20 protein-coding genes are annotated in these 25,898 nt (G+C 32.5%); all 20 read right to left on the minus strand.

Translation table 11 applies throughout. The features are described 5' to 3' along the window. Window positions 1–531, minus strand: a complete 531-nt coding sequence (locus N1F78_RS04615) for a DUF420 domain-containing protein (RefSeq protein WP_406685013.1) — start codon at window positions 529–531, stop codon at window positions 1–3. After that, complete coding sequence (locus tag N1F78_RS04620) at window positions 524–1,267, minus strand: SCO family protein (protein WP_406685014.1); 744 nt, start codon at window positions 1,265–1,267, stop codon at window positions 524–526. The genes N1F78_RS04615 and N1F78_RS04620 overlap by 8 nt, the downstream gene beginning before the upstream one ends. Continuing rightward, window positions 1,254–1,976: a hypothetical protein gene (locus N1F78_RS04625; protein WP_406685015.1), complete on the minus strand. Its 723-nt coding sequence runs from the start codon at window positions 1,974–1,976 to the stop codon at window positions 1,254–1,256. Before N1F78_RS04625 ends, N1F78_RS04620 begins: the two co-directional genes overlap by 14 nt. Window positions 1,977–2,074: 98 nt before the next feature. Further along, window positions 2,075–2,455: a cytochrome C oxidase subunit IV family protein gene (locus tag N1F78_RS04630; protein ID WP_406685016.1), complete on the minus strand. Its 381-nt coding sequence runs from the start codon at window positions 2,453–2,455 to the stop codon at window positions 2,075–2,077. A gap of 25 nt (window positions 2,456–2,480) precedes the next feature. Further along, complete coding sequence (locus N1F78_RS04635) at window positions 2,481–3,464, minus strand: cytochrome c oxidase subunit 3 (RefSeq protein ID WP_406685017.1); 984 nt, start codon at window positions 3,462–3,464, stop codon at window positions 2,481–2,483. A gap of 146 nt (window positions 3,465–3,610) precedes the next feature. Next, window positions 3,611–4,192: a heme-copper oxidase subunit III gene (locus N1F78_RS04640; RefSeq protein WP_406685018.1), complete on the minus strand. Its 582-nt coding sequence runs from the start codon at window positions 4,190–4,192 to the stop codon at window positions 3,611–3,613. Window positions 4,193–4,194: 2 nt separating this feature from the next. Then, a complete protein-coding gene (gene cyoE / locus N1F78_RS04645) occupies window positions 4,195–5,088 on the minus strand; it encodes a heme o synthase (RefSeq protein WP_406685019.1) in 894 nt (297 codons plus the stop codon). A gap of 106 nt (window positions 5,089–5,194) precedes the next feature. Next, window positions 5,195–7,294, minus strand: a complete 2,100-nt coding sequence (locus tag N1F78_RS04650; protein ID WP_406685020.1) for a gliding motility protein RemB — start codon at window positions 7,292–7,294, stop codon at window positions 5,195–5,197. 122 nt (window positions 7,295–7,416) lie between these two features. Further along, on the minus strand, window positions 7,417–8,202 hold the full coding sequence (locus N1F78_RS04655) for an energy transducer TonB (RefSeq protein WP_406685021.1): 786 nt from the start codon (window positions 8,200–8,202) through the stop codon (window positions 7,417–7,419). 114 nt (window positions 8,203–8,316) lie between these two features. Then, window positions 8,317–9,036, minus strand: a complete 720-nt coding sequence (locus N1F78_RS04660; RefSeq protein WP_406685022.1) for an energy transducer TonB — start codon at window positions 9,034–9,036, stop codon at window positions 8,317–8,319. A gap of 59 nt (window positions 9,037–9,095) precedes the next feature. Beyond that, on the minus strand, window positions 9,096–9,425 hold the full coding sequence (locus N1F78_RS04665; protein WP_406685023.1) for a VanZ family protein: 330 nt from the start codon (window positions 9,423–9,425) through the stop codon (window positions 9,096–9,098). Between the two features lie 40 nt (window positions 9,426–9,465). Beyond that, a complete protein-coding gene (gene gcvH / locus N1F78_RS04670; RefSeq protein WP_406685024.1) occupies window positions 9,466–9,846 on the minus strand; it encodes a glycine cleavage system protein GcvH in 381 nt (126 codons plus the stop codon). Window positions 9,847–9,913: 67 nt separating this feature from the next. Beyond that, window positions 9,914–17,128, minus strand: coding sequence for a cell surface protein SprA (sprA, locus tag N1F78_RS04675; protein WP_406685025.1), 7,215 nt, complete (start codon window positions 17,126–17,128; stop codon window positions 9,914–9,916). Between the two features lie 8 nt (window positions 17,129–17,136). Beyond that, window positions 17,137–17,718: a Holliday junction branch migration protein RuvA gene (ruvA, locus tag N1F78_RS04680; RefSeq protein ID WP_406685026.1), complete on the minus strand. Its 582-nt coding sequence runs from the start codon at window positions 17,716–17,718 to the stop codon at window positions 17,137–17,139. A gap of 57 nt (window positions 17,719–17,775) precedes the next feature. Next, window positions 17,776–20,067: an NADP-dependent malic enzyme gene (locus N1F78_RS04685; RefSeq protein ID WP_406685027.1), complete on the minus strand. Its 2,292-nt coding sequence runs from the start codon at window positions 20,065–20,067 to the stop codon at window positions 17,776–17,778. Window positions 20,068–20,319: 252 nt separating this feature from the next. Continuing rightward, on the minus strand, window positions 20,320–21,237 hold the full coding sequence (gene queG / locus N1F78_RS04690) for a tRNA epoxyqueuosine(34) reductase QueG (RefSeq protein ID WP_406685028.1): 918 nt from the start codon (window positions 21,235–21,237) through the stop codon (window positions 20,320–20,322). Window positions 21,238–21,246: 9 nt separating this feature from the next. Beyond that, a complete protein-coding gene (locus N1F78_RS04695; protein ID WP_406685029.1) occupies window positions 21,247–22,584 on the minus strand; it encodes a cytochrome P450 in 1,338 nt (445 codons plus the stop codon). Further along, window positions 22,584–23,606, minus strand: a complete 1,023-nt coding sequence (ruvB, locus tag N1F78_RS04700) for a Holliday junction branch migration DNA helicase RuvB (protein ID WP_406685030.1) — start codon at window positions 23,604–23,606, stop codon at window positions 22,584–22,586. The genes N1F78_RS04695 and ruvB overlap by 1 nt, the downstream gene beginning before the upstream one ends. Before the next feature lie 47 nt (window positions 23,607–23,653). Further along, complete coding sequence (locus N1F78_RS04705) at window positions 23,654–23,869, minus strand: hypothetical protein (RefSeq protein WP_406685031.1); 216 nt, start codon at window positions 23,867–23,869, stop codon at window positions 23,654–23,656. Window positions 23,870–24,007: 138 nt separating this feature from the next. Next, window positions 24,008–25,897, minus strand: coding sequence for an OmpA family protein (locus N1F78_RS04710; protein ID WP_406685032.1), 1,890 nt, complete (start codon window positions 25,895–25,897; stop codon window positions 24,008–24,010). Between the last annotated feature and the right edge of the window lies 1 nt (window position 25,898).

Here is a 25,898-nt window from a genome sequence, read left to right on the forward strand (position 1 = left end):
TTAGTAATATGGTGAAATCATTAAATAAACTACCACACCGGTAACAGCCACATAAAGCCATAGTGGAAATGTGATTTTTGCTATTTTTTTATGCTTTTCAATATTATTAGTAATAGCTCTTACATACGTAATTAACACAAATGGAATTACGGCTATAGACATTACAATATGTGTTATTAAAATAAAATAATAAAAATATTTTGTAGTACCATCTCCTCCAAATTTAGTAGAGTCACTGGTCATATGATAAGCAATATACATAAGTAAAAATAGCACTGAAAGCATTATTGCAAACTTCATTAAACGTTCGTGTAGCTTTATTTTTTTGTTTTGAATAGCAATAAACGCTAACACTAAAACCAATGCTGTAGCTGCATTTATACAAGCATAAATTGGCGGCAAAAAAACAGGCAATTCATAATCTATTCTAATTCCGAAAAGAGCCGCTACTGCTAACGGAATAACAATTGACAAAATGACTATTAGCTTGTTATATTTTTTATCGTCCAATATTTTTTTTTGATTACTCATTAAGTAGTTTTTTAATGTCCTCTTTTAATGCACTTATTTGTTCCTTTTGTCCTTCATCATTTACCTGTTCTTCCTCTGAAGTTATGCCCTCATAATAAATTATTGGGTTTCCAGATTTGTCTTTTCTAGAACGAATAAATCCGTTTTTATCAATTAATGCAAAATTTCCTGAATGCTCAAAACCGCCTTCAACATCTTTATTCTCTGCAGCATAAATATAAAATCCTTCATTTGCCAATTCATAAATAGCATCTTTATCACCAGTCATTAAGTGCCAATTAGGATTAATTATTCCATAATTATCTGCATATGCCTTTAAAACTTCAGGAGTATCGTAATCAGGGTTTATAGTAAAAGATGCCACTCCAAAATCTTCAAAGTCATTAAATTCACTTTGAATTTTAACCAAATTACGATTCATTCTAGGACAAATGGTAGGACATGTTGTAAAAAAGAATTCTATAACATAAACCTTCCCTTCATAATCTTTGTTGGTAATGGTGTTTCCATTATGGTCTGTAAAACTAAACTCAGGTACCGTTCTATCACCTTCACTTCCAGGAATAAAAACTAAGTCTAATGCTTCCGTTTTATTATCTTCAGAATAATCACTTCTACTTTCTTGCCGAGTAATATCCCCTTTTGTTATTCTATCAACAATTCTTGGGATGAAAATAATTCCAAAAACAAGAATTATAAAAGCTATACCTATATAAGAGTAATTAGTTTTTTTCATTGCTGTTTATTAAATCGTTTGCTCGTCTTACAGTAGAATTAAACTCTCCTTTTCGTTTCTGCCTATATTCCGTAAATAGAATACGCATATCTTCGCTCATCTTATTTTTTATAGTGGCTACTTCAATACAATTGTATGCGTTTAATCCGTAAACGGGATTATTCTTTTCAATTTGGCCATCATTTCTATCATCAATACGTCCGCGTTGATTAAGTTCTTTATCAATAATAAATACATCATCAGTGGCTAATGAGTTATCTAACGTTGGTAAAACTTTTATACTTTTATATAGCTTATTTATGCTTTCAGGTGTACCATAAACAAAATGCCAAAACTTTAAATCTTCATACTGGCTAATTTCTTTTTTCAAAATTTCAGCAAGATCTTCTGCTCCTTCAGGTACAACAATAACTATTTGAAACTTTTTAAATCCTTTAAATTTATCATATACAAGCTCTTTCAAATTTGATGCTGCGGTAGATTTATCCATTGGGTTGTTTCCAAAAAAACCTAGAACTGTTATATGATCATTTAATAAAACAGGTTCATTAATATTAGAAGTGAAAGTTTTTAATTCTAAAACGTCTTCATTTACAATATCTAATGGTGAATAATTATGTGTAGCTGGATACAACAGTAATAAAAAAGTAACTGGAAGAAAAAACAAAATTCCTAAAACAGTATAACGACCAACTTTTTTTAAATCCATTAAATGATTGTTTACTAAATCTATAAATAAATTATGCAAAAATAAAAAAGGTGGTTCTTAAAAACCACCTTTCACTTATATTTTTATTCTAGATTGAATTAAAAATCTCTTTTTATAAAACCATCTTTATACACATCAAAAACATAACCTCCTTCTTGTAATAAGATAAAAATTAAATAAAGTATTAAAAAGATAGCAGTCCAAACAACAGCACGTCTTAATCCTTTTGTTTCATCACGCATATGCATGAAGTCCCAAGTGATATAATACGCCTTAACTATGGTAAGGATAATAAATATCCAGTTTAAGATTTTCATACCTAAAACCTGAGCCAAAGACCATTCAGGTTTTACAATACCTAACCATACCTCTACTGTTGTTACTATTGAAAGTAAAATCAAAACTCCCCAGATTTTCTGAGTATTTGATTTAAATTTTATTAGACCTCTTAATATTGCTAAATTATGTGCGTGTGCCATGTCTTTTTAAAATCTGTTTTTTGAATTAAACTAGGTAGAAGAATGTAAATACAAATACCCAAACTAAATCTACAAAGTGCCAGTATAACCCCACTTTCTCAACCATTTCGTAACTCTTACGCCTTTCGTATGTTCCTAATACCACATTGAAGAAAATAATGATATTAATAATAACTCCAGAAAATACATGGAATCCGTGGAAACCTGTAATAAAGAAAAAGAAGTCTGCAAATAATGGAGAACCATATTCATTTACATGCAAATTAGCTCCTTCAACAACTAATTTCCCGTTTTCCTTTATTTGTCTTAATGATTCGGCTCTAGACAAAACTGTTTTTTCACCTTCTTCATTAATTATCTGAGTTCTCACTAAAACATTATCATGAGCTTCTAAACCATGTACTACTTCTTCAACCGTGTATGTTGGCAAAGTTCCTTCAGATGTAAACCATAGGCCACTTTTACGTTGGTCTTGTACTCTTTCTTTATGCGTATCAACAACAACAAAATCTTTAAGCGCTACACGGTGTCCTTCCGTGTCAACAAACTGAAGAATATTTCCTCCTTTTGTTTGTACAGCACCGTAATCTCCCTTGATAAAAGTGTTCCATTCCCAAGCCTGAGACCCAACAAATATTAAACCACCTATAATGGTTAAGAACATGTATATTGTAACTTTAGCTTTATTTAAATGATGACCAGCATCTACTGCTAATACCATAGTTACCGATGACATAATAAGCACAAATGTCATGAAAGCCACATAATACATTGGAGCATTTACACCATGTAAAAATGGAAAGTGAGTAAACACTTCATCGGCAATAGGCCATGAATCAATAAATTTAAATCTTGAAAACCCATAGGCTGCTAAAAAGCCTGAAAATGTTAATGCATCTGAAACGATGAAAAACCACATCATCATTTTACCGTAACTTGCTTTTAACGGTTGGTTACCGCCTCCCCAAGTTTTTCCGTCTGCTTCAGCATTTACAACTGTAGTACTCATATGTAATGGTTGTTATTTAAAAGTTGCACAAAAATAATCATTTTATTTATCTAACGAAATATAAGCTGCAAATTTTAAACTATGATAAATATCAGTTTAAAAAAATTAATAAACCAACTGAAATTTTTGAAAAAAATACGAATGATTTATTTAACAAAGTATAAGAATAAGAATAGGTAAACCCACAGTATATCTACAAAATGCCAAAAAGTAGCAGCCAATTCAAACCCAAGTAGGTTTTCTGGGAAATACTTCTGTTTAAAATGATTATAAATTACCACCAAAAGACAAATTAAACCAGCAACAACATGCAGAATATGCACCACAGCAATCAAATAGATATAAGACACCTTAACGTTGCTTGTTGGTCCAGTCAGGTGATAACCCATATTTATAATTTCATTGAATCCCCTTAACTGAAAAACAATAAAGGCAACACCTAAGATTAAGGTTGTTAATAACCATAATGATGTACCTTGACTACTACCTTGTTTTAATGCTTTTTTTGCAGCAATAAATGTAAAACTACTAATAATGATTAAAACGGTACTGGTAATAAAAGCATCTGGAAGTTGAAAATCTTTTAACCAGTCTGGTCTTGACTTGCTTACTAGAAAAGCACTAGTCCATCCCATAAATGACATAATTAATGAAATAATACCAAACCAAAGCATCATTTTTTTTGCTCTTGCCTTCTTTTCTTTTTGTGTTCCTTGAGTTAAATCCATAGTTATCTAATAAATTTATCAACTACATATACTATTTGAATAAGTGTAATATACAATACACTGGCAAGCATTAACTGTCTCGCCGCTTTGGCTGTCATTTCCTTAAATAACTTAATAGCATAATTTAGCATCCCTAATCCAAGTGCAAAAACTACAATGGCCGCAGCTATAGATAATTGTAACTTACCCGTAAACCCAAAAACTGGAATTACAGAAACTATAATTGTCCAGATAGTATACATAATAGTTTGCACCGTGGTTCCTTTATCTTGCTTACCAGTTGGAAGCATTTTAAAACCTGCCTTTTCGTAATCATCAAACAAGAACCACCCTATAGCCCAAAAATGTGGAAACTGCCAAAAAAATTGCAATGCAAATAAGGTTCCTGGTTCAATACCAAAATCATCTGTAGCTGCTACCCATCCTAACATAAACGGTATAGCACCAGGTATAGCACCAACAAAAACAGCGATTGGTGTCATTGTTTTAAGTGGTGTATATGCACAGGTATATAAAAATATTGAAATAGCACCAAACATTGCCGTTTGCTTATTTATAGTGTATAATATTATAATACCTAATAAGGTGAAAATAGATGAAATAATAAATGCAGAATTTACAGATATTCTCCCGGCAGGGATTGGCCTATTTTTAGTTCGGTTCATTAAAGCATCTAAATCCTTCTCAATTATTTGGTTAAAACCATTTGAGGCTCCAACCATGAAATAACCTCCTAAAGCTAAAAGTATAAGTGTTTTAACATCAATTGTTTCTACACCCAATAAATAACCTGCAAGAGAAGAAAACACCACGCTCAATGACAAACGCATTTTTGTAATTTCTTTAAAATCTGAAATTACCGAAGGTGTTGTTACTGAAGATTTTGACCTAGCCAATGCTCTATTTTGTTTTGCGAGTGCAAAGATACTCTAATAATGCTTTTTGACAATGGGTTTGATTATAAAAAAGATAAGATACTGAAACGAGTTCAGCATGACAATGTTAAAAATCAAAATACCAGTTAAATAAATCGGTTCTTAAACCAAAGTTAAACCATACTGTATTATTACTAAATGTTGTAGTTGTTGTAGCACTTGGGTCAAAATTTCTAACTGTAATATCAGTAAACAACTTTAAGTTTGATGCTGGATTAACAACATAACCCGCCTGTAAGTTTCCGTAAAACGATTTGGCCTTTATCCCTTGTCCAATTGCCACACCAGTATCAAATGGCCTATCGTTATAATCTCTGTAAATATCTCCGCCATAACTAAAATTATCCGTTCCGTTATTATAATCTAAACCACGGTTACCTAATATAAATTTAGCATCAGCAAACCATCTATCTAAACGATACCGACCAATAAGAACTAATTCACTAAAATTAGCCCCCCATAAATGTGCCAAGGTTTGGTTATTATGCCCGTAATTCAATACGACAGTATTATGTGAATAAGTATATGGTCGAACTCTATTATACTCTAACTGTAAAAGTAAATTATCTACTTTGAAAGCATTATAATACTTCACCCCTAATTGATAACCATATTTATTTTTCCAGCTTTTTTCACCACCCTTAATATCACTTAATGAAAATTCATCTAAAATGAATTGGCCATATGCATTTACATCATTATTAAACTTGTACTTAGCTGTAGCTCCTAATAAAGCGTTTCCAGCTCCTTGACCAGTTTCAAACTCAATAGCTCTATAAAAAACAACTGGATTCAGGTAGTTAATATCAAAACCACGGTCGTTACTATTAGTCCATAGTACAGACTCAAATAATCCCAAATTAAATCGTTTTGACACATTCCAACTTAAGTAATGATTTGCTACATATTTGGTTAAAAAAGCCTTGTCTTCAACTACTTCATCACGCACATCCTTCATCCACATAAAGGTGTTGGTATATTTTAATTTCCAAAATTTTGTGTTCAGTTTTAAAAACGGATGTGGACTTGTTACATCACTCATTAAAAGTGACCTATAACCATCACCTATAAAGTTTTTTCCATGTCCAAACTGAATATTCAAAAACTCTGCTGGTGAATAAGATAAATACGCTTCCGCTACCGGATAATCATATGAATCTGTTTTAAAACGTTTAGCTATACCACGCCCAGGAATAATAGCTGGATCCGGCCCAAAAGCTTTTAAACTTTCGGAATATCTATTTACATAATCTGCAAAACGACCTTGACTTTCAAATACTGCCGAATAAAAATTAAATTTCTTTCCTAAACCTCCTTGAACCACAAAACCACGAGTATTATTATATGTTGAATTGAAATCGGCATCCGTATCTTTACCAACTTGTAAATCGAAAACAGGATCTATAATGAACCAATAATCTTTTCCTTGAATCTGTACAAAATGCTCATTCCATAGTTTTTTACCTGCCCATGAATCTGCATTTTTTTGAAGGCTTTTTTGCTCTTCATCAAAGTCATAATATTTTGCAACGTCACTATATAAAAATGGTTTTGCAGCCGTATGACTATTTGTTCCTAACAAATTCATAGCTCTGTCAAACTTAGCATAATCACTATGAATAAACTGAATGCTCAATTCACTTGAGTGTCGCTTATTAGTATATGCATACAAACCTTTATTTACTTTATCAAATTCTTGTTTAGCTGCTTCTTCAAGTTTAGAAACCTGCTTTTCAGTGGCTAAATCCAGAGTTTTAGGTTCTTGTTTTACCAGAGGAATTTGTATTGGAATAGAATACTGTTTAAACGTGTTTCTGCCGTTATATGTACCTGGAGTAATTTTAGGAAACGTAGCAAAAACGCGCCTAATTTCTTCTTCTAGGACATTATAAAAAGCATCAACATAAATTACTTTAAAATTACCGTTAACATCCACTTCAAAAAGCACTACTATTTTGCCTTTATAGTTCTCATCAATTACTTTTTGTGGTACCTTAAAATTACTAAAAATGAGATTATATACGTTTTTATCAAAACATTGCTGCAATGAATCTATTTCTATATTGTTACAATTTGGAAAAACTGGTGGTTTTTCTTTTGAAAATTCATCTTGTGAAAACGCATTAAATTGAACTAAAAGTAGGACTAGTACAATAAATCTTATCATGGAAAAGGCTTGGAATTAATTTAAAACCGAAAGATAGTATATTTTTAACAATGTACTTCATTAAAAAACCGCTATCAACTTTTATAATAACGGTTTTAAAGTTCTAAATTATAGTTAACTAGTTACTGAGCATCAAAAACAATGGGTAATGTATATCTAACATTGACTGTTTTATCTCTTTGCTTACCAGGTTTCATTTTAGGCACCTTATTAATAACCCTTGAGGCTTCCTTATCTAATTCTGGGTGCGGCGCTCTGGTTTTAATATCCATAACATTACCTTCCCTATCAATAGTAAATTGTGTTATAACCCTTTGCCTTCCATACAACCCTAATTCACCTCCAATTGATGTATCAAAATTTTTTCTGACTAGTTTCGATAGTTTTTCAGACATACACTTTTTCTTAGCTTTATTATCCTTCTTGTTTTCACATCCCGGATAAACTGGAACTTCTTCAATAAATACAAAATCCACAATTGTTTCATCAGGTAAATCGTCAATTATAATATCTCCAGGTTCTATTGGAGGGTTTTTATCCATTACAGGGTCATCAGGGGTATCAAGAATTTGATTTGCAACTGGGATATCATTATCCACTTCAATAAAATCTTTCGGCTGCTTTACTTTCTTCTGTTTAACAGGTTCCTCAATTGAATGTTTTTCTGGTTTGATTAGTGGAATATCAATACTGTAAGGGCTATCATCAATTGGAATATCAACAACTGCAGGGATTTTAGTTTCAAACTTCATTTCAAACAATCCGTAGGTGACCAATAGACAAACTATTAATCCTACTTGAAAGTAGAGGGTTGAGTTTTTTTGTAAATTTGCATCATGCTTTTTTGATTTTTTCACAGTTTGGTCATTTTGCCGAATGCCACTGTGAGATTCTTTAAGATTTCTCATAATTATAGTTTTAAATGTTAATATTATGATAAAATCACAAGAAGCATACCAAAAAAGAAATCCCGTTACAAAATTTGTAACGGGATTTTATATGATAGTAATATATATTATATACTAGTCTTGAACTTGGAATATAATTGGTAACGAATAAGGAACATTTACTGGCTTACCACGTTGCTTACCTGGTTTCATTTTAGGTAACATACCTATAACTCTTTTGGCTTCTTTTTCTAAACCAGGGTGCGGTGCTCTAGCTCTAATACCAACAACGTCTCCTTTTTTATCAATTTTAAAGATTACGTTAATTCTTTGTCTACCAGATAAACCAAGATCACTTGCTAAATCTGTATTAAACTTTTTATTTACAAATTGAGAAATCTTTTTAGACATACATGCTCTTTTGGCATTGTTACTACCTTTCTCACATCCAGGGAAAATTGGAACATTTTCAATTACTGCAAAAGGAACATCTATATCTTCTTCTACTTCATCAACAATTACTTCTTCTACTTCAACGATTTCAGTTTCTTGATCAACCTCAGTTGATTCAATTACTGTTTCTTCAACTTCTTCTTCGTCCTCAACAATCTCAATCACCTCTGGTGCTGCTGGAGGCGGTGGAGGTGGTGGAGGTGTTTGTATTTGTTCTGTGATTGGAATTTCTTCTTCTAATTCTTCATCCATGTTTAACTGACCTATATCAATATCAGCTTTATCATAAGTCTTATAATTGATTGCAAAATTTGTTAAAAACAACATTAATGCTAAACCAATTGCGAAGTAAAGAGAACTATTACGTCCTACGTTTGCTTTAGAATTTTTCTTAGGTTCCATAATTTATTCGTTATATAAGATTGCTAAAATAACTATTTATTTATCAAAAATGCAAGAGATTACAAGTTTTTAACGTTGAAACTTTTCGTCAACAAAATTACCGAAGTAGCCAATAATGCTCCTAAAGTGTTAGCTAAAGCATCATAAACATCAAATGCCCTGTAATCCGTCATTTTTCCTTGTAATACTTCAATAACTATACCAAAAATTACAGATAATATTAATGCAGAAACTAACGCTTTCTTAAACTTAAAATTAAATGTGTTTATAAAAGAGTAAAACCAAAAAATAGTTAAAACTGCATAAGCCCCAAAATGAAATATTTTATCGCCAAAAGATAATTTTATATCAGGTAAGTTGTTTAGTCTAATTAAACTTACAACAATCAAAAATATTGTATAGCAAATTGTGGCTAAAAAAACGTATTTCTTAAGCACCAATTAAGGATTTGTAATCGTCGGCAGACATAAGATTTTCAACTTCAGAAAGATCTGAACACTTTACTTTTATCATCCAGCCATCACCATAAGGGTCAGAATTCACACTTTCAGGTTCATCTTCTAAAGACTCATTAAACTCTATAATTTCACCAGATAAAGGCAAAAATAAATCTGAAACTGTTTTAACGGCCTCCACAGTACCAAAAACTTCATCAGCGTCAAGAGTTTCATCAAGAGTTTCAACTTCCACATATACTATGTCTCCTAATTCACCTTGGGCAAAATCAGTTATACCAATTGTTGCAGTATCTCCTTCAAGTTTAACCCATTCGTGATCTTTAGTATATTTTAATTCTGATGGAATATTCATGCATTAATAAATTAAAAATTGTTTCACAAAAATATCTATTCAAATGATAAATTCAAACCTTTATTACCTAATTTCCAAAATTATACCTAATGGTTAATCCAGACCTTATTGTTGTTTGCGGAAATGCTGTAGAAATAGCATACTCAGAAAAGGCATAGTCGAAATAGAAAATACCTGTTAAATTTCTACTAAAAGCATAATCTGCGGTATATTTAAGATTCCAAACTGTTTGCCCAGATGTAACTTGATTATTATCTAAATCTAAATATCTAATAATAGTTTTGTTATCTCTAACCGAAACATCTGCTTTCATATTCAAATCACTAACAATACGCTTACTAGGTCCTGCTAAATTTGATTTGATTCTTAAATCTTTTATTCTATAACCTAACCCAAGAGTATACTCATTCCCCTGAACCTCCGTTAGTAAATTATTATCAAAACTTAGAGATAACATTCTATCTTTTTGAACCTCAGCTAAAATTTTAACTGAATTTTTCATTTCAAAGTCAATTCTCACTAACGGGCTAAAAGATTCTGTTAAATTAATCCCTCCAAATAACCTTTCATTTTTAAAATTCCCAGATTGATCAAACGATTCTAAAGGCTGACTTGCATATTCAAGACCAGGAACAGGTGCTTGGTTATCATCAGGATTTATGTTTAGATTTAAATTAGTATTAAATTGATTAATAGTATAAGATGAGCGGTATCCATGTGTTAAAGAAAAACGTTTAAAATGCTTTTTAAACCATGCGAATTTCATAAATCCAGAATATTTTAAATCCCAGTTTGGTATTGGTATATCTCTAAAAGCCCCTGTTTTAACTTTTCCTGCATCTTGTCCTGAATATGCCGCTAAAAAGGCGGGCAATAATACTTTCTGGTTAGTCTTACCAAAACCTAATGGAAAATTGTCATCTGAATTTCTTGCATATGTTGTAGTTCCATAAAACTCCTCCGCTAACCGTTCTGCTATTATTAATCTGTTTTCTTTGAACGTGTTAAAAGTTTCAGATGTTACTGCATCACTTTGGTTAAATGCTGTTTTTATAAGAACCGTTGAGATATTAAAGTTTCCAAAAGTATTTGGGGTTAGAGACTGATACAACCCATTATTAACTATATAATTTTCTGTATAATTTTCGTAATATGTTCTATTTCCTACAATATCAATTTTTAAATCTCTTACTGGTTCTAAACTCGCAGAAACATCTAATTGTTTAGTCTGGGTAGCTGTATATTGCTGGTTAAATTCATCAAAAACTGTTAACCATCCTTTTCTAGCTGCCAAAAATCTAATATCACTTTGGCTACCAAAAGTAAAACCAAGTGTTGGCCTTAAGGTTCCAACAAAACCTGGTGTTTGTGTGTAGCCTGGTAAATAGGTTCCGTTATTTTCTGAATATCTAAACTGGATTCTTTTTACACTAGTTAAAGCTCCAACAACACCATTTAATATTTTAGTTGCCGACTGATTTTTCACTCTAGATTTGGGCTTATCATTACCGCCACCTCCTGGAGGTGCACCACTAGAAGTTGTTCTGGCTCTACGTATAGGTTTTTTCACTAAACCTATATATCTGTAAAACCTATTCATGTCTAGCGAAGCATTAATATCATGCACATTAGAGTTTTGAATGGTATTAATATTTTCTCCTATGACTTGCCCATATAAGTCTGAACCTTTTTCCCATTGAAAATTCCCTGTATACTGATAATTTGCATCAATGAAACTAAAAGTTGGTATTTTGTTTATTGGCAGCTGATAAGTTAACCCCAAAGTTTGAGTTTGCCTATTAGGATCTCCAACATCCAAGAACCCATCCCAAACATCCAATGTTTCATCTTGTTCACCTCTAATTAAATCATTATCTACAAAATAATTCCTAACAATGCTGTTATTGGCTGCATTAAAATTAAACTGTAAGGCATCGGTTAGGTTATAATTTATAGTATACTGAAAATCGAAAGTATAATTTCTTCTAAACAATTCATCTATACTAATATTATCTCCAGTCAAATCTACTTCTCTAAATTTCTGACGATTAAATTGCCTATTTATATCTGTGTTAATTGAGAAGCTTGATGGTAATAAATTAAAGTTAAAATCTTTTAAAAATTTCCAATATTTCCCGGTAAATAAAGAATCATTCTTTTTAAATGGTTCTACTTTAATTGGATTAAAATTAAACGCATAATTTGCACCAATCCGTACCGTTTTATTCACAGAGTTTTCAATCTCAAAATCTCTATGTTCTACCTTATTATATGAATAATTTAAGGTCACATTTTCCACATCATAAAAACGTGGCGTCTTATCTGTGGTTCTTGTTTTACGTACCCCAATAAAGTTGATACTCTGACGTTTTGTGTAATCTTCAGATTGTTGCTTTATAGTTTCTCTTTCTTCATTACTATTAGCTGCATCTAACCTAGATTCTAGGGTTAAATCTTTATAAAACTGATCGTATTTTGGGGTAATTAGCTCTTCGCTTTGCGAATAATTAAATGGTATTTGAACGCCCCATTTTTTAGGTAACAACTGCCCTACTTGAACATTAGTAACCACATCATATTGCTTAACATCTTCTAAGCTACGTTGACTAGGACCCTGCTCTATAGAACCAAAACCAGAAGTACTTTGCCTTCCAGTAGCACTAATATTTGCAAAATCGGCAATATTAGTGTCCATGCTTACTACAGCAGCCCAACCTCCTTCGTTATCCATATCAGATAAACGAAGTTCATTAAACCACACCTCAGCACATACGTCATTATTATTACTAGCATTCTTCACACCTACCATTAAGGTTCTGACGTCACCAAAATTTGGATTTCCCTTGATTCCTATTCTATGCTGACCAGTCACATAACCTGAATAAGGATCACTAACAGAAATTATTTCACCATCAACAACATCATAAAAAGTAGGATCTTCATTAGTTAAAGTCATATCTGAAATTCCCTGAGCCTTAATACGTCCTAATAATTCTATTGGTAAATTAACTTCATTTGCCTCTGGCCATAACCCTTCTCTAGTTCTTGATGTTGAAACTTGTAACGGTATTTCTATTTGATAGAAATTTTCAGTAAGGTCATTACCCATTCTAATAAATCCAACTAACTCATTGTTTTCTAAATTGCCAGCATCATCTGCATCTTCAGCATGCATAAACATTCTCATACGCTTAAATTGACGCATATCTAAATTGATGTTTTTATAAACAGCTTTAGAGTCTTCTGTTTCTAAATTACATACATTTACAACTAACGATTGCTCATTTTGTTCAACAACTGTATTGTTATTAAATAACTCTTCAGGCTCAATACCTGGAGGTCTTTCATAACTTCCACTATTTTCAATAGTACCAATTACTCCTACTGAAAACTCTGTTTGTGGGTCATCAGGTGTCGCATCATTCTTATCTAAAGCCTGTGTATAACGTCTCCAATCACTTCTAACCAAATCTAAAGTACCAAAACGAAAGATAGTTGTCTCTGAAAAATCTTTAAGGAACATACGCACAAAACGAACAGATCTTAAATCACTTATACCGCCAACAGCCCTAACATGACTACCTTCAACTGGAATTCTAAACTGATACCATCTTACATTTTCACTATCACCGTTTGGTAAAGAACGTGGTTGCACTTTAAAATCTCTTAAGAAATCTTTTAAAGGATTACTATTAGGAAGGTTATTAAAATCTGATTCAGACTCTGGTAAATTTTGCCTTGTAATATCCAACTCATATTCAAAATAACTGTCAATCGTGTTCATAGTATTGTCACGATTAATATCCTCTACATCTGGCTGTGTATTAGCCGCTCTTTGCGTGTCTGAAAAAGTATCTGGAGTATTTCCTTCAACACCATTATACTTTTTATAACGTTCAAAAATATCACCCTCAGCATCTAAGAAATATGAATAATTATCGTTTGCTGGGTCAGGCCCAAAAGCATCACCAAATACCGCTGCTTCTTCAATATCGTCATAACCATCATAACCTACATCCTGATTGGTACGTTCCTCACCGGTAGTGTCAAACGCATAAATAAGTGATTGATTCTGCGGTGTAACCGTTCCCCATGAAGTAGGATTAAATAAACTCACATCACCATCTTCTGGCAACCCGTTTTCATATAGTTTCTCACCATCTTTAATAATATCCTCAGAAATATTACCAAGGTTAAAAACTAATTTCCCTCCTGGGTTTGATGGGTTTTCTTGAAATGGGTCCTGCACCCAAAAATCAATATATTCCACGTTCTGTTGTTCAAAATCCGTAGAAGTTAATTGTCTTGTAATTCCTGCCCAGTTCTGTTGTGCCTCTATTGGGGTAATTCCATCTGCAGCAAAAGGATCAAAATTATATGGACCTCTTTCTTGTGGATAGTAGGCTAAATCTAAGGTATAGAGCACTGTATTTTGTCCTTGTACCAAATCCTGGTCTGGAAATAACTCATTGATAAAAACACGACTGGTATACAAACTAGACATATCATTATCTGTAACTCCATCTGGTCGTCTTGTACTATAAAAAATAGGGTCTATGGTATACCAATTTAACATAGCTCTATTATAACCATTTGCTATTCCAACACTTATATCACTTTCAGGGTCTTCTAAACCATCACCGTCTAAATCAACCGGTCTACTAGATAAAAACCATGATTGTTGAGCCGTTAAATCTATGTTGTTTTGAGTGCCTTCAAAATCATCTATATATGATGTTGCTTCACCATTAAAATCAGTGCCTTTTGGCGCGCCTGGTGCTAAATATGCAAATTCACCGCGTAAAGACAGATTAGACTCTACATCTGTATCAATATTAGGTAATTTGTTAGCTAATCTTGTTAAAAAGGGAACCTGCGTAGCAAAATTTCCATTAACTCCAAAAATGGTATTATTAATGGGTTCTGTACCATAATTAGCTTTTTGAGTAATAGGCCGCTCATTAAGATTTAACAAAGTACCACCAAGAACAAAATTATCATTAAACTTATGTTCTATATTTAACCCTGTAAAACGCCTAGTCTGTTGACCGAAAACAGCATTATTCTCTGTTGAAACTTCTATTGGTGTATTTGAAGCTTTTAACGCTTCGTCTAGAATTTGCACACGCCCTAACTGATAATTAACGGTATAATCTATACCTTCAACTAAAACACGTCCACCTGCTGTAACTGTAACAGAACCTCTTGGAACATTAAAAGCACCTAAAGGAATACCATCGCTACCAGTTGATTTATAACGTCCTTTAAGTTTAAATTTATTTTTTTCTACCTCTTCTAAAGCCGCCGTTTTAGTTTCCTTATATAGAATATCATATACATATTTACTTTGATTTTCATTATAAGTGGTATCATCCTCATAATTATTACCACCTCCTAAAATATCATAAAGATACTCACCAAAAGGTTCAGCACTTGTAAATATAATTTTTCCGTTATCTGGTATTACTGTTATACCAGGATAAAAATCAAAAAAGCCATCACCATTGGCTTGTGGGTCATTATTGAAATTTAACTTATCTAAATTAAAAACCCTAAGTAAAGGCACATTTTCAATTAACTCATCTTCCGGTGTAGAACCGTTAACTGGATTTCCGTTAATATCTAAATCAAAACTACCCCCAACCGGTGAAATAAAGTTTAATGGAGATGCTTCATTATAAAATATGTTTAAAGTAAAATCATCTTGACTTAAATTATATGCTCCAGTATCATAGATGTTTTTCATCATCAAATCCCAAACTGGTTGGTCTACATTTGTGATACTACTTTTTAAAAGCTTAAGAATTAAACTTTGATTTGTGACCTGACCAGAACTGGTATCTACATTTGTAGCATCAACGCCATCATTGGCAAACTCACCTACTTGGTATACTTGCCCTCCAACAGTATACTGGTAAGCTACTGCTAAAACTTCATCATTATTTAAACGTTGATTTAAAGAAATATAACCTAACTCAGCATTTAAGTCATATTCTTGAGGTGTTAACTTTCTAGCATTTTCTAGTTTAGCATAGTCAAAACCTTCTCTTACATTAGATACCGTAATTCCGCTTTGTACTGTAGCTATATTTCTAACTGCACTTGTTAATTGAGAACCTCCATCAATATTTGTAGGATCAAAAGCATTATTACTATTATCTGGTAATGCCCCAGGTGCGCCAAAAACATTAACCGAAGAACCAACTCTATCCGTTTCTCCAATATCCTGAAGTGCTACAATATTTCTAACATTATCTGTTTGGTTACTTCGATTTGTAATCCAAACTTCAAGCCTTGTAATTTGAAGCCCTTTATTATTTATAAAAGGATAGTCTTTTAATGATGCATCATATGTGTCTTTAAAATACTGAGCTAAATAGAAGTGCCTATTTTCATCATATTCTCTTATAAATAACTCAAATTCTTCCACAGTTCCACCACCTTGAGCAACTACAGTATTACCCTGTGATTTTTGTTCTGAAAACACCCCTGTAACCGTTGTTTTACCAAACTGAAGTTGAGCTTTAACACCAAATAAACTTTGCGCACCAGTAATTAAAGAACTATTTAGTGGCATGCTTACATTACCAACTTCTATTTTTTGAATAATATCATCTTCAGTCGGGGTGTATTCTAGCTTAATAAGGTTTTGAAAATCAAAGGAAGACTGGGTATCATAATTAGCATTAACTTGTAGTCTTTCTCCAACCTTTCCTTGTAAACTCAAATTAATTCTTTGATCAAAATCAAAAGTAAAATTACTTCTGTTTCTTGGTGAAAACGCAGGATTATCTTGTCTTGAAAATAAAATTCCTAAATCCATTTCTACAGAACCTTGTGGAATCACTTCAATGGTTTCGCCACCAAAAATAGACTGAAATAAATCGGATTTTACGTAAAACTCAGGCAGTAGGTTTTTTTGGCTATCTTCTTCATCATTTTTACCATCAAAAGCACCTATTTTTTCTTTATAATACGTCTTAATATTTTCTCTAGCAACTAGCTCATAATATTCAGTAGGCGTTAAAATAATAGGATAGTTAATATTAAAACTCCCTATTTTTTCAGTATAGATGTACCTATTAGTAGCAGGGTCATATGTGTATTTAGACTCTATACTATTAGGCGTTGGAGACTTAATGTTTCCTTTATTATATCCCGTTTTAACTGAATCTTGCGGTGTTATTTGTTGAGACCAAACAACCATATAGCTAAATAGCACAAAAACTAATAAGGTAAATTGTTTAATCGATTTATAAAATTTGAGGTTAGTTTTGTTCAAAATCTTTTTTATAAATTTTTTAAGGCTTGCTTAATTATAAATTCAACACTAGCTTCTGATTGTGTCATAACAATTTTATCCACAACACGTTCTGCCTGTTTTTTGGTATAACCTAGCACTTCTAATGCAGATAACGCTTCTTCTTTATTGGTATTGTCTTGAGAAACAGAAACTTCATCTAAGTCGTAAATTTTTAAAATTTTATCTTTTAAATCTATAATAACTCGTTGAGCTGTTTTAGCTCCAATACCCTTAATTGATTGAATTAAAGCCACATCATTTCCGGCAATACCTTCTCTAACTTGTTTTGGAGTTAATGAAGACAACATAGTACGTGCTGTACTTGCACCAATCCCACTCACTGAAATTAATAATCTGAAAATCTCACGTTCTGCTACAGATGAAAACCCATATAAAGTATGTGCGTCTTCTCTAACTTGAAGATGTGTAAATAATTTTAAATGTTCATTATCAGGAATCTGAGAAAATGTATGCAATGAAATGTTAATCATGTACCCAACTCCATTACAATCAATCACCACATGTGTTGGATTTTTCTCAGTAAGTTTTCCTTGAATATGTGTTATCATTTATGCTAAATCCCTTAACCACCAAATGTAGTAAAATTTATTGTTACTATTTTACTTCTATTCAGCATTTTCCTTTTCCTGTTTTTCTTTTTGTTGGGCATCAATAACGGCAATTGCAGAAATGTTTACAATTTCATCCACACTGGCACCCAACTGTAATATATGCACAGGTTTTCTCATACCCATCATAATAGGTCCGATTGAGTCTGCCTCATGTAATTCTTTTAACATTTTATATGTAATATTAGCAGCATCTAAATTTGGAAATATTAATGAATTTACTTTTTTACCAACTAATTTTGAAAACGGAAATTTCTCTCTAAGCATCTCATCATTTAATGCAAAATCTGTTTGTAATTCACCATCAACGTCCATATCAGGAAAATGGCGATGTAAATAAGAAACTGCTTCACGAATTTTAGACGCTTTTTCATTACCAGAAGACCCGAAATTTGAATAACTAACCATTGCTAAAACAGGGTCTAAACCAAAAAGCTTAATTACTGAGGCAGTCATTTGAGCAATTTTTGCTAAATCTTTAGAACTAGGATCAATATTGATAGAGGTATCACTTAAAAATAAAGGCCCGCGTTTTGTCATCATTAAATTGGTTGTAGCTACTTTTGTTGCACCGGGAGCCATACCTATAAGCTCTAACATTGGTTTAACAACTGTTGGGTAACTTCGGGAATAACCTGAAATTAAAGCATCTGCATCTCCCTGATCAACCATCATAGCTGCAAAATAATTACGTTCTCTCATTAACCTTTGTGCAGAATAATATGTTACACCTCTACGCTTTCGCTGATTCCAATATACTTTGGCGTATTTATTTTTTCTTGCATTTTCTTCTTCAGTTTTCGGATCTATAATAGGTATATCCGCATCAAAATCAATTGAAGCCATTAGTTCTTTAATGGTTTCCGTCCGACCTAATAAAATTGGTTTTGCGATACCCTCTTCATGAACAATCTGTGCAGCTTTTAAAACGTTAAGTTGATCAGCTTCGGCAAAAACAACACGCTTTGGGTCTAATTTTGCACGATTTAGTAGTAGCCTAACCAATTTATTATGAGAACCTAAACGTTGTAACAGGTTGTCTTTATACTTTTCCCAATCTTTAATAGACTTTTTAGCAACACCCGTTTCAATAGCCGCTTTTGCCACTGCAGGAGGCACCTCAGCAATCAAACGTGGGTCAAATGGTTTTGGTATAATATAATCTTTCCCAAAGGTTAGCTTAGTCTTCCCATAAGCTATATTAACTTGTTCTGGAACTGGCTCTTTAGCTAATCGGGCTAATGCCTTAACCGCTGCCATTTTCATTTCCTCATTAATAGCTGTAGCTCTAACATCTAAAGCTCCTCTAAAAATAAATGGGAAACCAAGTACATTGTTCACCTGGTTAGGATGATCGCTGCGTCCAGTAGCCATGATGATGTCATCACGTGTATCTATAGCTAATTGATAGTTTATTTCTGGGTTTGGGTTAGACATAGCAAACACAATCGGGTCTTTAGCCATGGTTTTCAACATCTCCGGAGATAACACATCGGCCATTGACAAACCAATAAACACATCGGCATCTTTCATGGCTTCATCCAGAGTATCAATTTTTCTATGGGTAGCAAATTCGGCTTTTTCGGCAGTAAGCTTTTCACGGTCATTTCTAATGACACCTTTACTATCCAGCATAACCATATTCTTCTTTTCTGCGCCACATGACTGATACAAACGAGAACATGAAATAGCTGCTGCTCCTGCACCACTTATAACTATTTTGGTATCTTCTATTTTCCTATTAGTTATTTCTATTGCATTTATCAATGCCGCTGCAGAAATGATAGCGGTTCCATGTTGGTCATCATGCATTACTGGAATATCCAACTCCTCTTTAAGACGTCTTTCAATTTCAAAAGCTTCAGGTGCCTTTATATCTTCAAGGTTAATACCTCCAAAGGTGGGCGCTATATTTTTAACGGTTTCAATAAATTTATCAACATTTTCTGTATCAACTTCAATATCAAAAACATCAATATCAGCAAATATTTTAAACAGAAGACCTTTCCCTTCCATCACTGGTTTTGAGGCTTCCGGACCAATATTACCTAATCCTAAAACTGCAGTTCCATTAGAAATAACAGCAACCAAATTTCCTTTTGAAGTATAACGATAAGCATTGTCTTTGTCTTTTTCAATCTCTAAACAAGGCTCCGCAACACCAGGTGAATAAGCCAATGACAAATCTCTTTGACTTGCATACTTTTTAGTTGGAACAACCTTTATTTTCCCAGGCTGTGGTTTTGCATGATAAATAAGAGCTTCTCTTCGTTTACTTTCTTCACTCATAATGGATTATTTTTGAATTTTCGCTTAAGCGAAAATGAAACATTTTTAAGGCTCCAAAGATAACAATACTGAAGATGAATTTGCTTATCTTTTATTAATTTGACCACCTAATTAAAGAAATTATCAACTTTTTATTTTATAATAAGAAATTCCCTGTTTCTCAATATAATTTAACCTATAAGCTAATATTTAGAATTATTAAATCAACAAACCGTAACAATTAAACTTGCAAAAAAATAAACTTCAAATTTTTTACTTTACAAACTTGATGTTTCTTTTTAAACCAGAATATTTAGCGCGTTTTACAGCAGATTTTTTAAATACTTTACGAAAAGTTTCTTCGGTTATCTCTTCCCAGTCTTTTTTTGACATACTGAGTAATTCTGGATGCGGATTAAAAAGCGGTTCATTATGGGGTTTTGAAAATCTATTCCACGGACATACATCTTGACATACATCGCAACCAAACATCCAATCATTAAATTGCCCTTTAAACTCGGTTGGAATGTTTTCTTTTAATTCTATAGTGAAGTAAGAAATACATTTACTTCCATCAACAATATATGGGTCTGTTATAGCTTCAGTTGGACAAGCATCAATGCATGCTGTACAGGTACCGCAATGATCTGTTACCGGATTATCATACTCCAACTCTAAATCAATTATAAGTTCTGCAATAAAATAAAACGAGCCCACTTGTTGTGTTAACAAATTACTGTGCTTACCAATCCAACCTAATCCGCTTTTTGCAGCCCATGCTTTGTCTAAAACTGGTGCTGAGTCAACAAATGCACGCCCGCTTACTTCTCCTATTTCATCATTAATAAAATGTAAAAGTGATTTTAACTTGTCTTTAATAACAAAATGGTAATCAGTCCCGTAAGCATATTTAGACAACTTATAGCTATTAACTGTTTGTTCTTGGCTTGGAAAATAATTCAACAATAACGAAACAACACTTTTTGAATCTTCCACTAATTTTGTAGGGTCTAGACGCTTATCAAAATGGTTTTCCATGTAGCGCATTTCTCCATGCATATTTTTATTTAGCCATTTTTCTAATCGAGGAGCTTCTTCTTCTAAAAATTGTGCTTTACTAACACCACAAGACAAAAACCCAAGGCGTTTTGCTTCGGCTTTAATTAGTTCTGTATATTTTAAAGCATTCATTAAAAAAATTTAAGCGTTATGTGTAAATCTCAGTTTTACGCCTACTGGTTTTAACGTAATTAAAGGATTTACCTTAATTTGTGCTTCATCTGTTTCAATATTAAAACATTTAAGCACCTCACTAACAGTTAAAACCATTTCATACATGGCAAAGTTGTTTCCAATACACAAGCGCGGTCCTGCACCAAAAGGCATAAAATAAGGTAAACATTTTTTTCTGTTTTCTTCTGAAAAACGTTCTGGCACAAAAGCCTCTGGATTTTTCCAATATTTTTCATTTCTATGTAACTCATAAATAGACGACCCTATAATAGTACCCTTTTTAAGAGCATACGCTTTAAACTCATCATCCTCTATATTTACCCTATCGGTAATCCACGCTGGTGGATATAATCGTAAACTTTCCTCAACACAACACTTTGTATACTCTAATTGAGTTATTTCTTGTAACGGGTCAATCTGTTGTTTATCAAGCTTAGCAACTTCTTCTTTAACTTTAATTAATGCTTCCTTTTCTTGTGCTAATAATTTAAAGGTAAATGTTAAGGCATTGGCTGTTGTTTCATGTCCTGCAACAAATAGTATTAAAATTTCATCAATAATCTGAGTATCGGCCATGGTTGTTCCATCCTCATATTGGGCATGTAAAAGCATGTCTAGAAGATCGTCATGTTTAGCTTTAGATACTTTTCTTTGGGTAATAATGGTACTAATAATCGCCCTACTTTCTTTTACCAACTTCATATGATACTTTATATCTCCATTTAAAGTATACCATAACTTTTTATAGGGCATTCTTAGTTCCTTAACAATAAATAACTGGAGTTTCTCAATAATAAACTGCAACCTACTAAGTATTTCTTTTTGAGCTGAAAAATTGAATAACGATTTTGCAACAACCTCAAAAGCTAATTCATTCATGATAGGATACAAGTCAACAAAACCATCCGTTTTAATTTGGCTTACTTGATCTTTAATGGCCTTATGAATAATATCAACTAAATTCTGAATTTTTTCTTTATGAAAAGCTGGTTGAATTAAACGACGCTGTTCTAACCAATAATCACCACTAGAGGTTAACAACCCATAGCCAACATATTTAGATAAATAATGTGTTTGTATTTTAGACTTATGATACTTTTTATGTTTTTTTTGAAGTATATGCTTAGTAAAATCTATATCTCTTGTTAAAATGATATGCCCGTAAAACGGCGATTTAATGGCAAAAGAATCTCCCTTTTCATCAAACCATTTTCTGTGAAAAGGAATTGGATTTTTAGCAATAGAAGTTGATCTTAGTAAAAAATTAAAGAAAGAAAGTTTATTAGGGTATTTATAATTACTCATTAAAATAAACCGCCTTGAATATTATCTCTTATTTTTCCTAAATGTTTATAAGCCTGCTCTGTAACTTCTCTTCCTCTAGGTGTACGCATAATAAACCCTTGTTGGATTAAAAAAGGCTCATAAACTTCCTCTATAGTTTCAGGGCTTTCACTTACCGCCGTTGCAATGGTAGTAATGCCAACTGGACCTCCTTTAAATTTATCTATTATGGTTGATAAAATTTTGTTATCCATTTCATCTAAACCATGGGCATCAACATTCAAAGCTTCTAGCGCAAATTTTGCAATTTTAATATCAATACTACCATTACCCTTTATTTGAGCAAAATCTCGAACACGGCGAAGTAATGCATTTGCTATTCGAGGTGTACCTCTACTTCTACCTGCTATTTCAATAGCCGCTTCCATAGAAATAGGTACGTTTAAAATAGATGCACTCCGCTGAATAATTGTTGTAAGTAAATCTGTTTTATAATATTGTAATCTACTTTGAATACCAAAACGTGCGCGCATTGGGGAGGTTAACAAGCCTGAACGGGTTGTTGCCCCTACAAGTGTAAAAGGATTTAAATTGATTTGAACAGTACGTGCATTTGGCCCCGTTTCAATCATTATATCTATCTTATAATCCTCCATAGCCGAGTACAAATACTCTTCTACAATTGGACTTAAACGATGGATTTCATCAATAAACAGAACATCACGCTCTTCCAAATTGGTAAGCAACCCTGCTAGATCACCAGGTTTATCTAATACTGGACCAGAAGTAACTTTAATACCCACACTTAATTCATTGGCCAAAATATGTGCTAAGGTAGTTTTTCCTAATCCAGGAGGACCGTGAAATAGTGTATGATCTAAAGCTTCATTACGCAAATTTGCGGCTTGTACAAAAATTTGAAGATTTTCAAGTACTTGATCTTGCCCTGTAAAATCATTAAAAGCTAGGGGTCTTAACTTTTTTTCTACATCCAGTTCTTCAGGTGAAAAATTCTCGTTGGTAGGATCTAGGTTTTCGTTCATTATTATAATTTAACTAACCCCATTAATTGTTCGGGTTTAAAAAATATTTATAAGGGTAAAACATTCGAGATTTTAAGAACGTATACCAAGATAAGCACTATTACAGCACTTAACCCAAGAACACCTTCCCAGTGATAGATACTCCAAAACTCCCTTCTATTTGGTGTTCTACCTTTTATTTTTTTAAACCTTTTATAGGCTAGTTTGTGAATAATGTAACCAACCAACAAAAACAAAACTATTGCAGCTATATAATACACCATATTCTTACTATTTAATATGATAAAAATACGTAAAACAAATGACTTCCTTAAAATTTATTAATCACAAAAGCACTTATATAAAAAGCCTTTCCGAATTAAAGGAAAGGCTTTTTAACTTTAGGTTGGTTAGGATGTGGCTTAGTTTAAAATTGTAAACTCACAACGTCGGTTAATATCGTACTCTTCGTCAGTACAAATACCTTCTTTTATACATTTATTAAGTGGTTGCATTTCGCCGTAACCAATACTTTTTAAACGGTTACGTTCTATACCTTGGCTTACTAAATACTCTAAGGTTGAAGCGGCTCTTCTTTTAGATAAATTCAAATTATATTGGTCTGGACCACGAGCATCGGTATGTGCAGATACCTCAACTTCCATAGATGGATATTTATTCATTAAACCAACTAAAACATTTAAAGTATTTGCAGCATCCTCACGGATTTCTGACTTATCAAAATCAAAATAAATTTTATCTAGTTCTATTTTAACAACATCTTTTTCTTCATCTTTTTTAACACGCTCTTCAGCATCTGCAAAAGATTCTAAGCTCAAGTAAATATCATGTTGAACCTTTCCTTTGCTATCAGTAGAAAATTCTACATCTTGCGGAATATAGGCTTTACGTGTTCCTCTAACCTTATATTTTTTATTAGGTTCTATTTTAAAGATGTAATAAGCATCATCTCCAACAATAGTATCTTGAATTACTGTATCTGATTCATCAAAAAGTGTAACTAATGCACCCGATAATAATTCTTTACTATTTAAATCTTGTACAATTCCTTCAACTTGATATATAGTTAATGGGTTTTGTTCCCTTGCAAAACCATACAACCTATCGTATCCACTTTTGTTTGAAGACACAAAACCTTTATTATCTTTTTCTCTTATTACATAAGCAAAATCATCTAAAGAACTGTTAATAGTGCTTCCAAGATTTACAGGGTTATCAAATTTACCATTTACCAAATTGCTTCTAAATACATCTAGCCCACCATAACCTAGATGACCAATAGATGCGAAATAAAGCGTATTATATTTACCTACAAATGGAAATTGCTCTCGATGTTTAGTATTAATGATATCTCCTAAATTTTCAGGTTCTCCATATGTTCCATCATCATTTATTGCAACTTTATAAATATCAAAGCTTCCTAAAGTTCCTGGCATGTCACTAGCAAAGTAAAGTGTTTTTTCATCTTTACTTAATGCTGGATGCTCTGTACTGTAAGTGTTTGAGGTGAATGGTAAAGCCGTAACATTAGTCCATTCATCATCTACTAATTCAGCTTTATAAATTTTAATGTGTGCTATACGTTCTTCATCTGTTTTCTTTCTAGTAGTATTCGTTCTATTAAAATACATGGTTTTCCCATCATTGGTAAAAACAGCATTACTTTCATGAGTTTCGGTATTAATAGATTCTGAAAAAGGTTCTACATTTTCCAATACATTTTGATTATTTAGCGTACCACTGTACAAATCCAAATATGGCAAATTATTCCAAGAATAATCTGGATTTTCGGAGTTTCTTGCAGAAGCAAAAGCTACTTTATCATCACCGTAAAACGTTAAACCAAAATCACTGATTGAATTGGTGTTTTCTATTTGCTTCAACTTAAATGTATGCGGTGTAGTTTTATCAGTTTCTTCAATAAAAGCCAAAGTATTTATTGGTTTATTATAATAACGTATTAAATGTTTATCTGCTTCTTTATACTCCTTTACGCCTTTAAGTGCTTGTGCAAACCTAAAGTGATATTCAATATCAATGGAATCACCATATTGAATAAACAACTCTCTATACGTTTTAATAGCTTTTTGGAGGCTAGCATTATAATAATAACTGTCAGCTAAATTTTGTAAAACTTCTTGGTTACGTTCTTTTGTTTCGTATATCTCTGCGGCATCTTTATAAGCTCTCATTTCGAAAAGCTTATTTACGCGTTTTAAATTTTTATTTTGGGCAAACCCTAATCCGCTAACTAATAAAAGGCTTGCAAGTATATATATATGTTTTTTCATT

Source organism: Seonamhaeicola sp. MEBiC01930 (assembly GCF_045277075.1).
In the GTDB taxonomy this organism is placed as follows: domain Bacteria; phylum Bacteroidota; class Bacteroidia; order Flavobacteriales; family Flavobacteriaceae; genus Seonamhaeicola.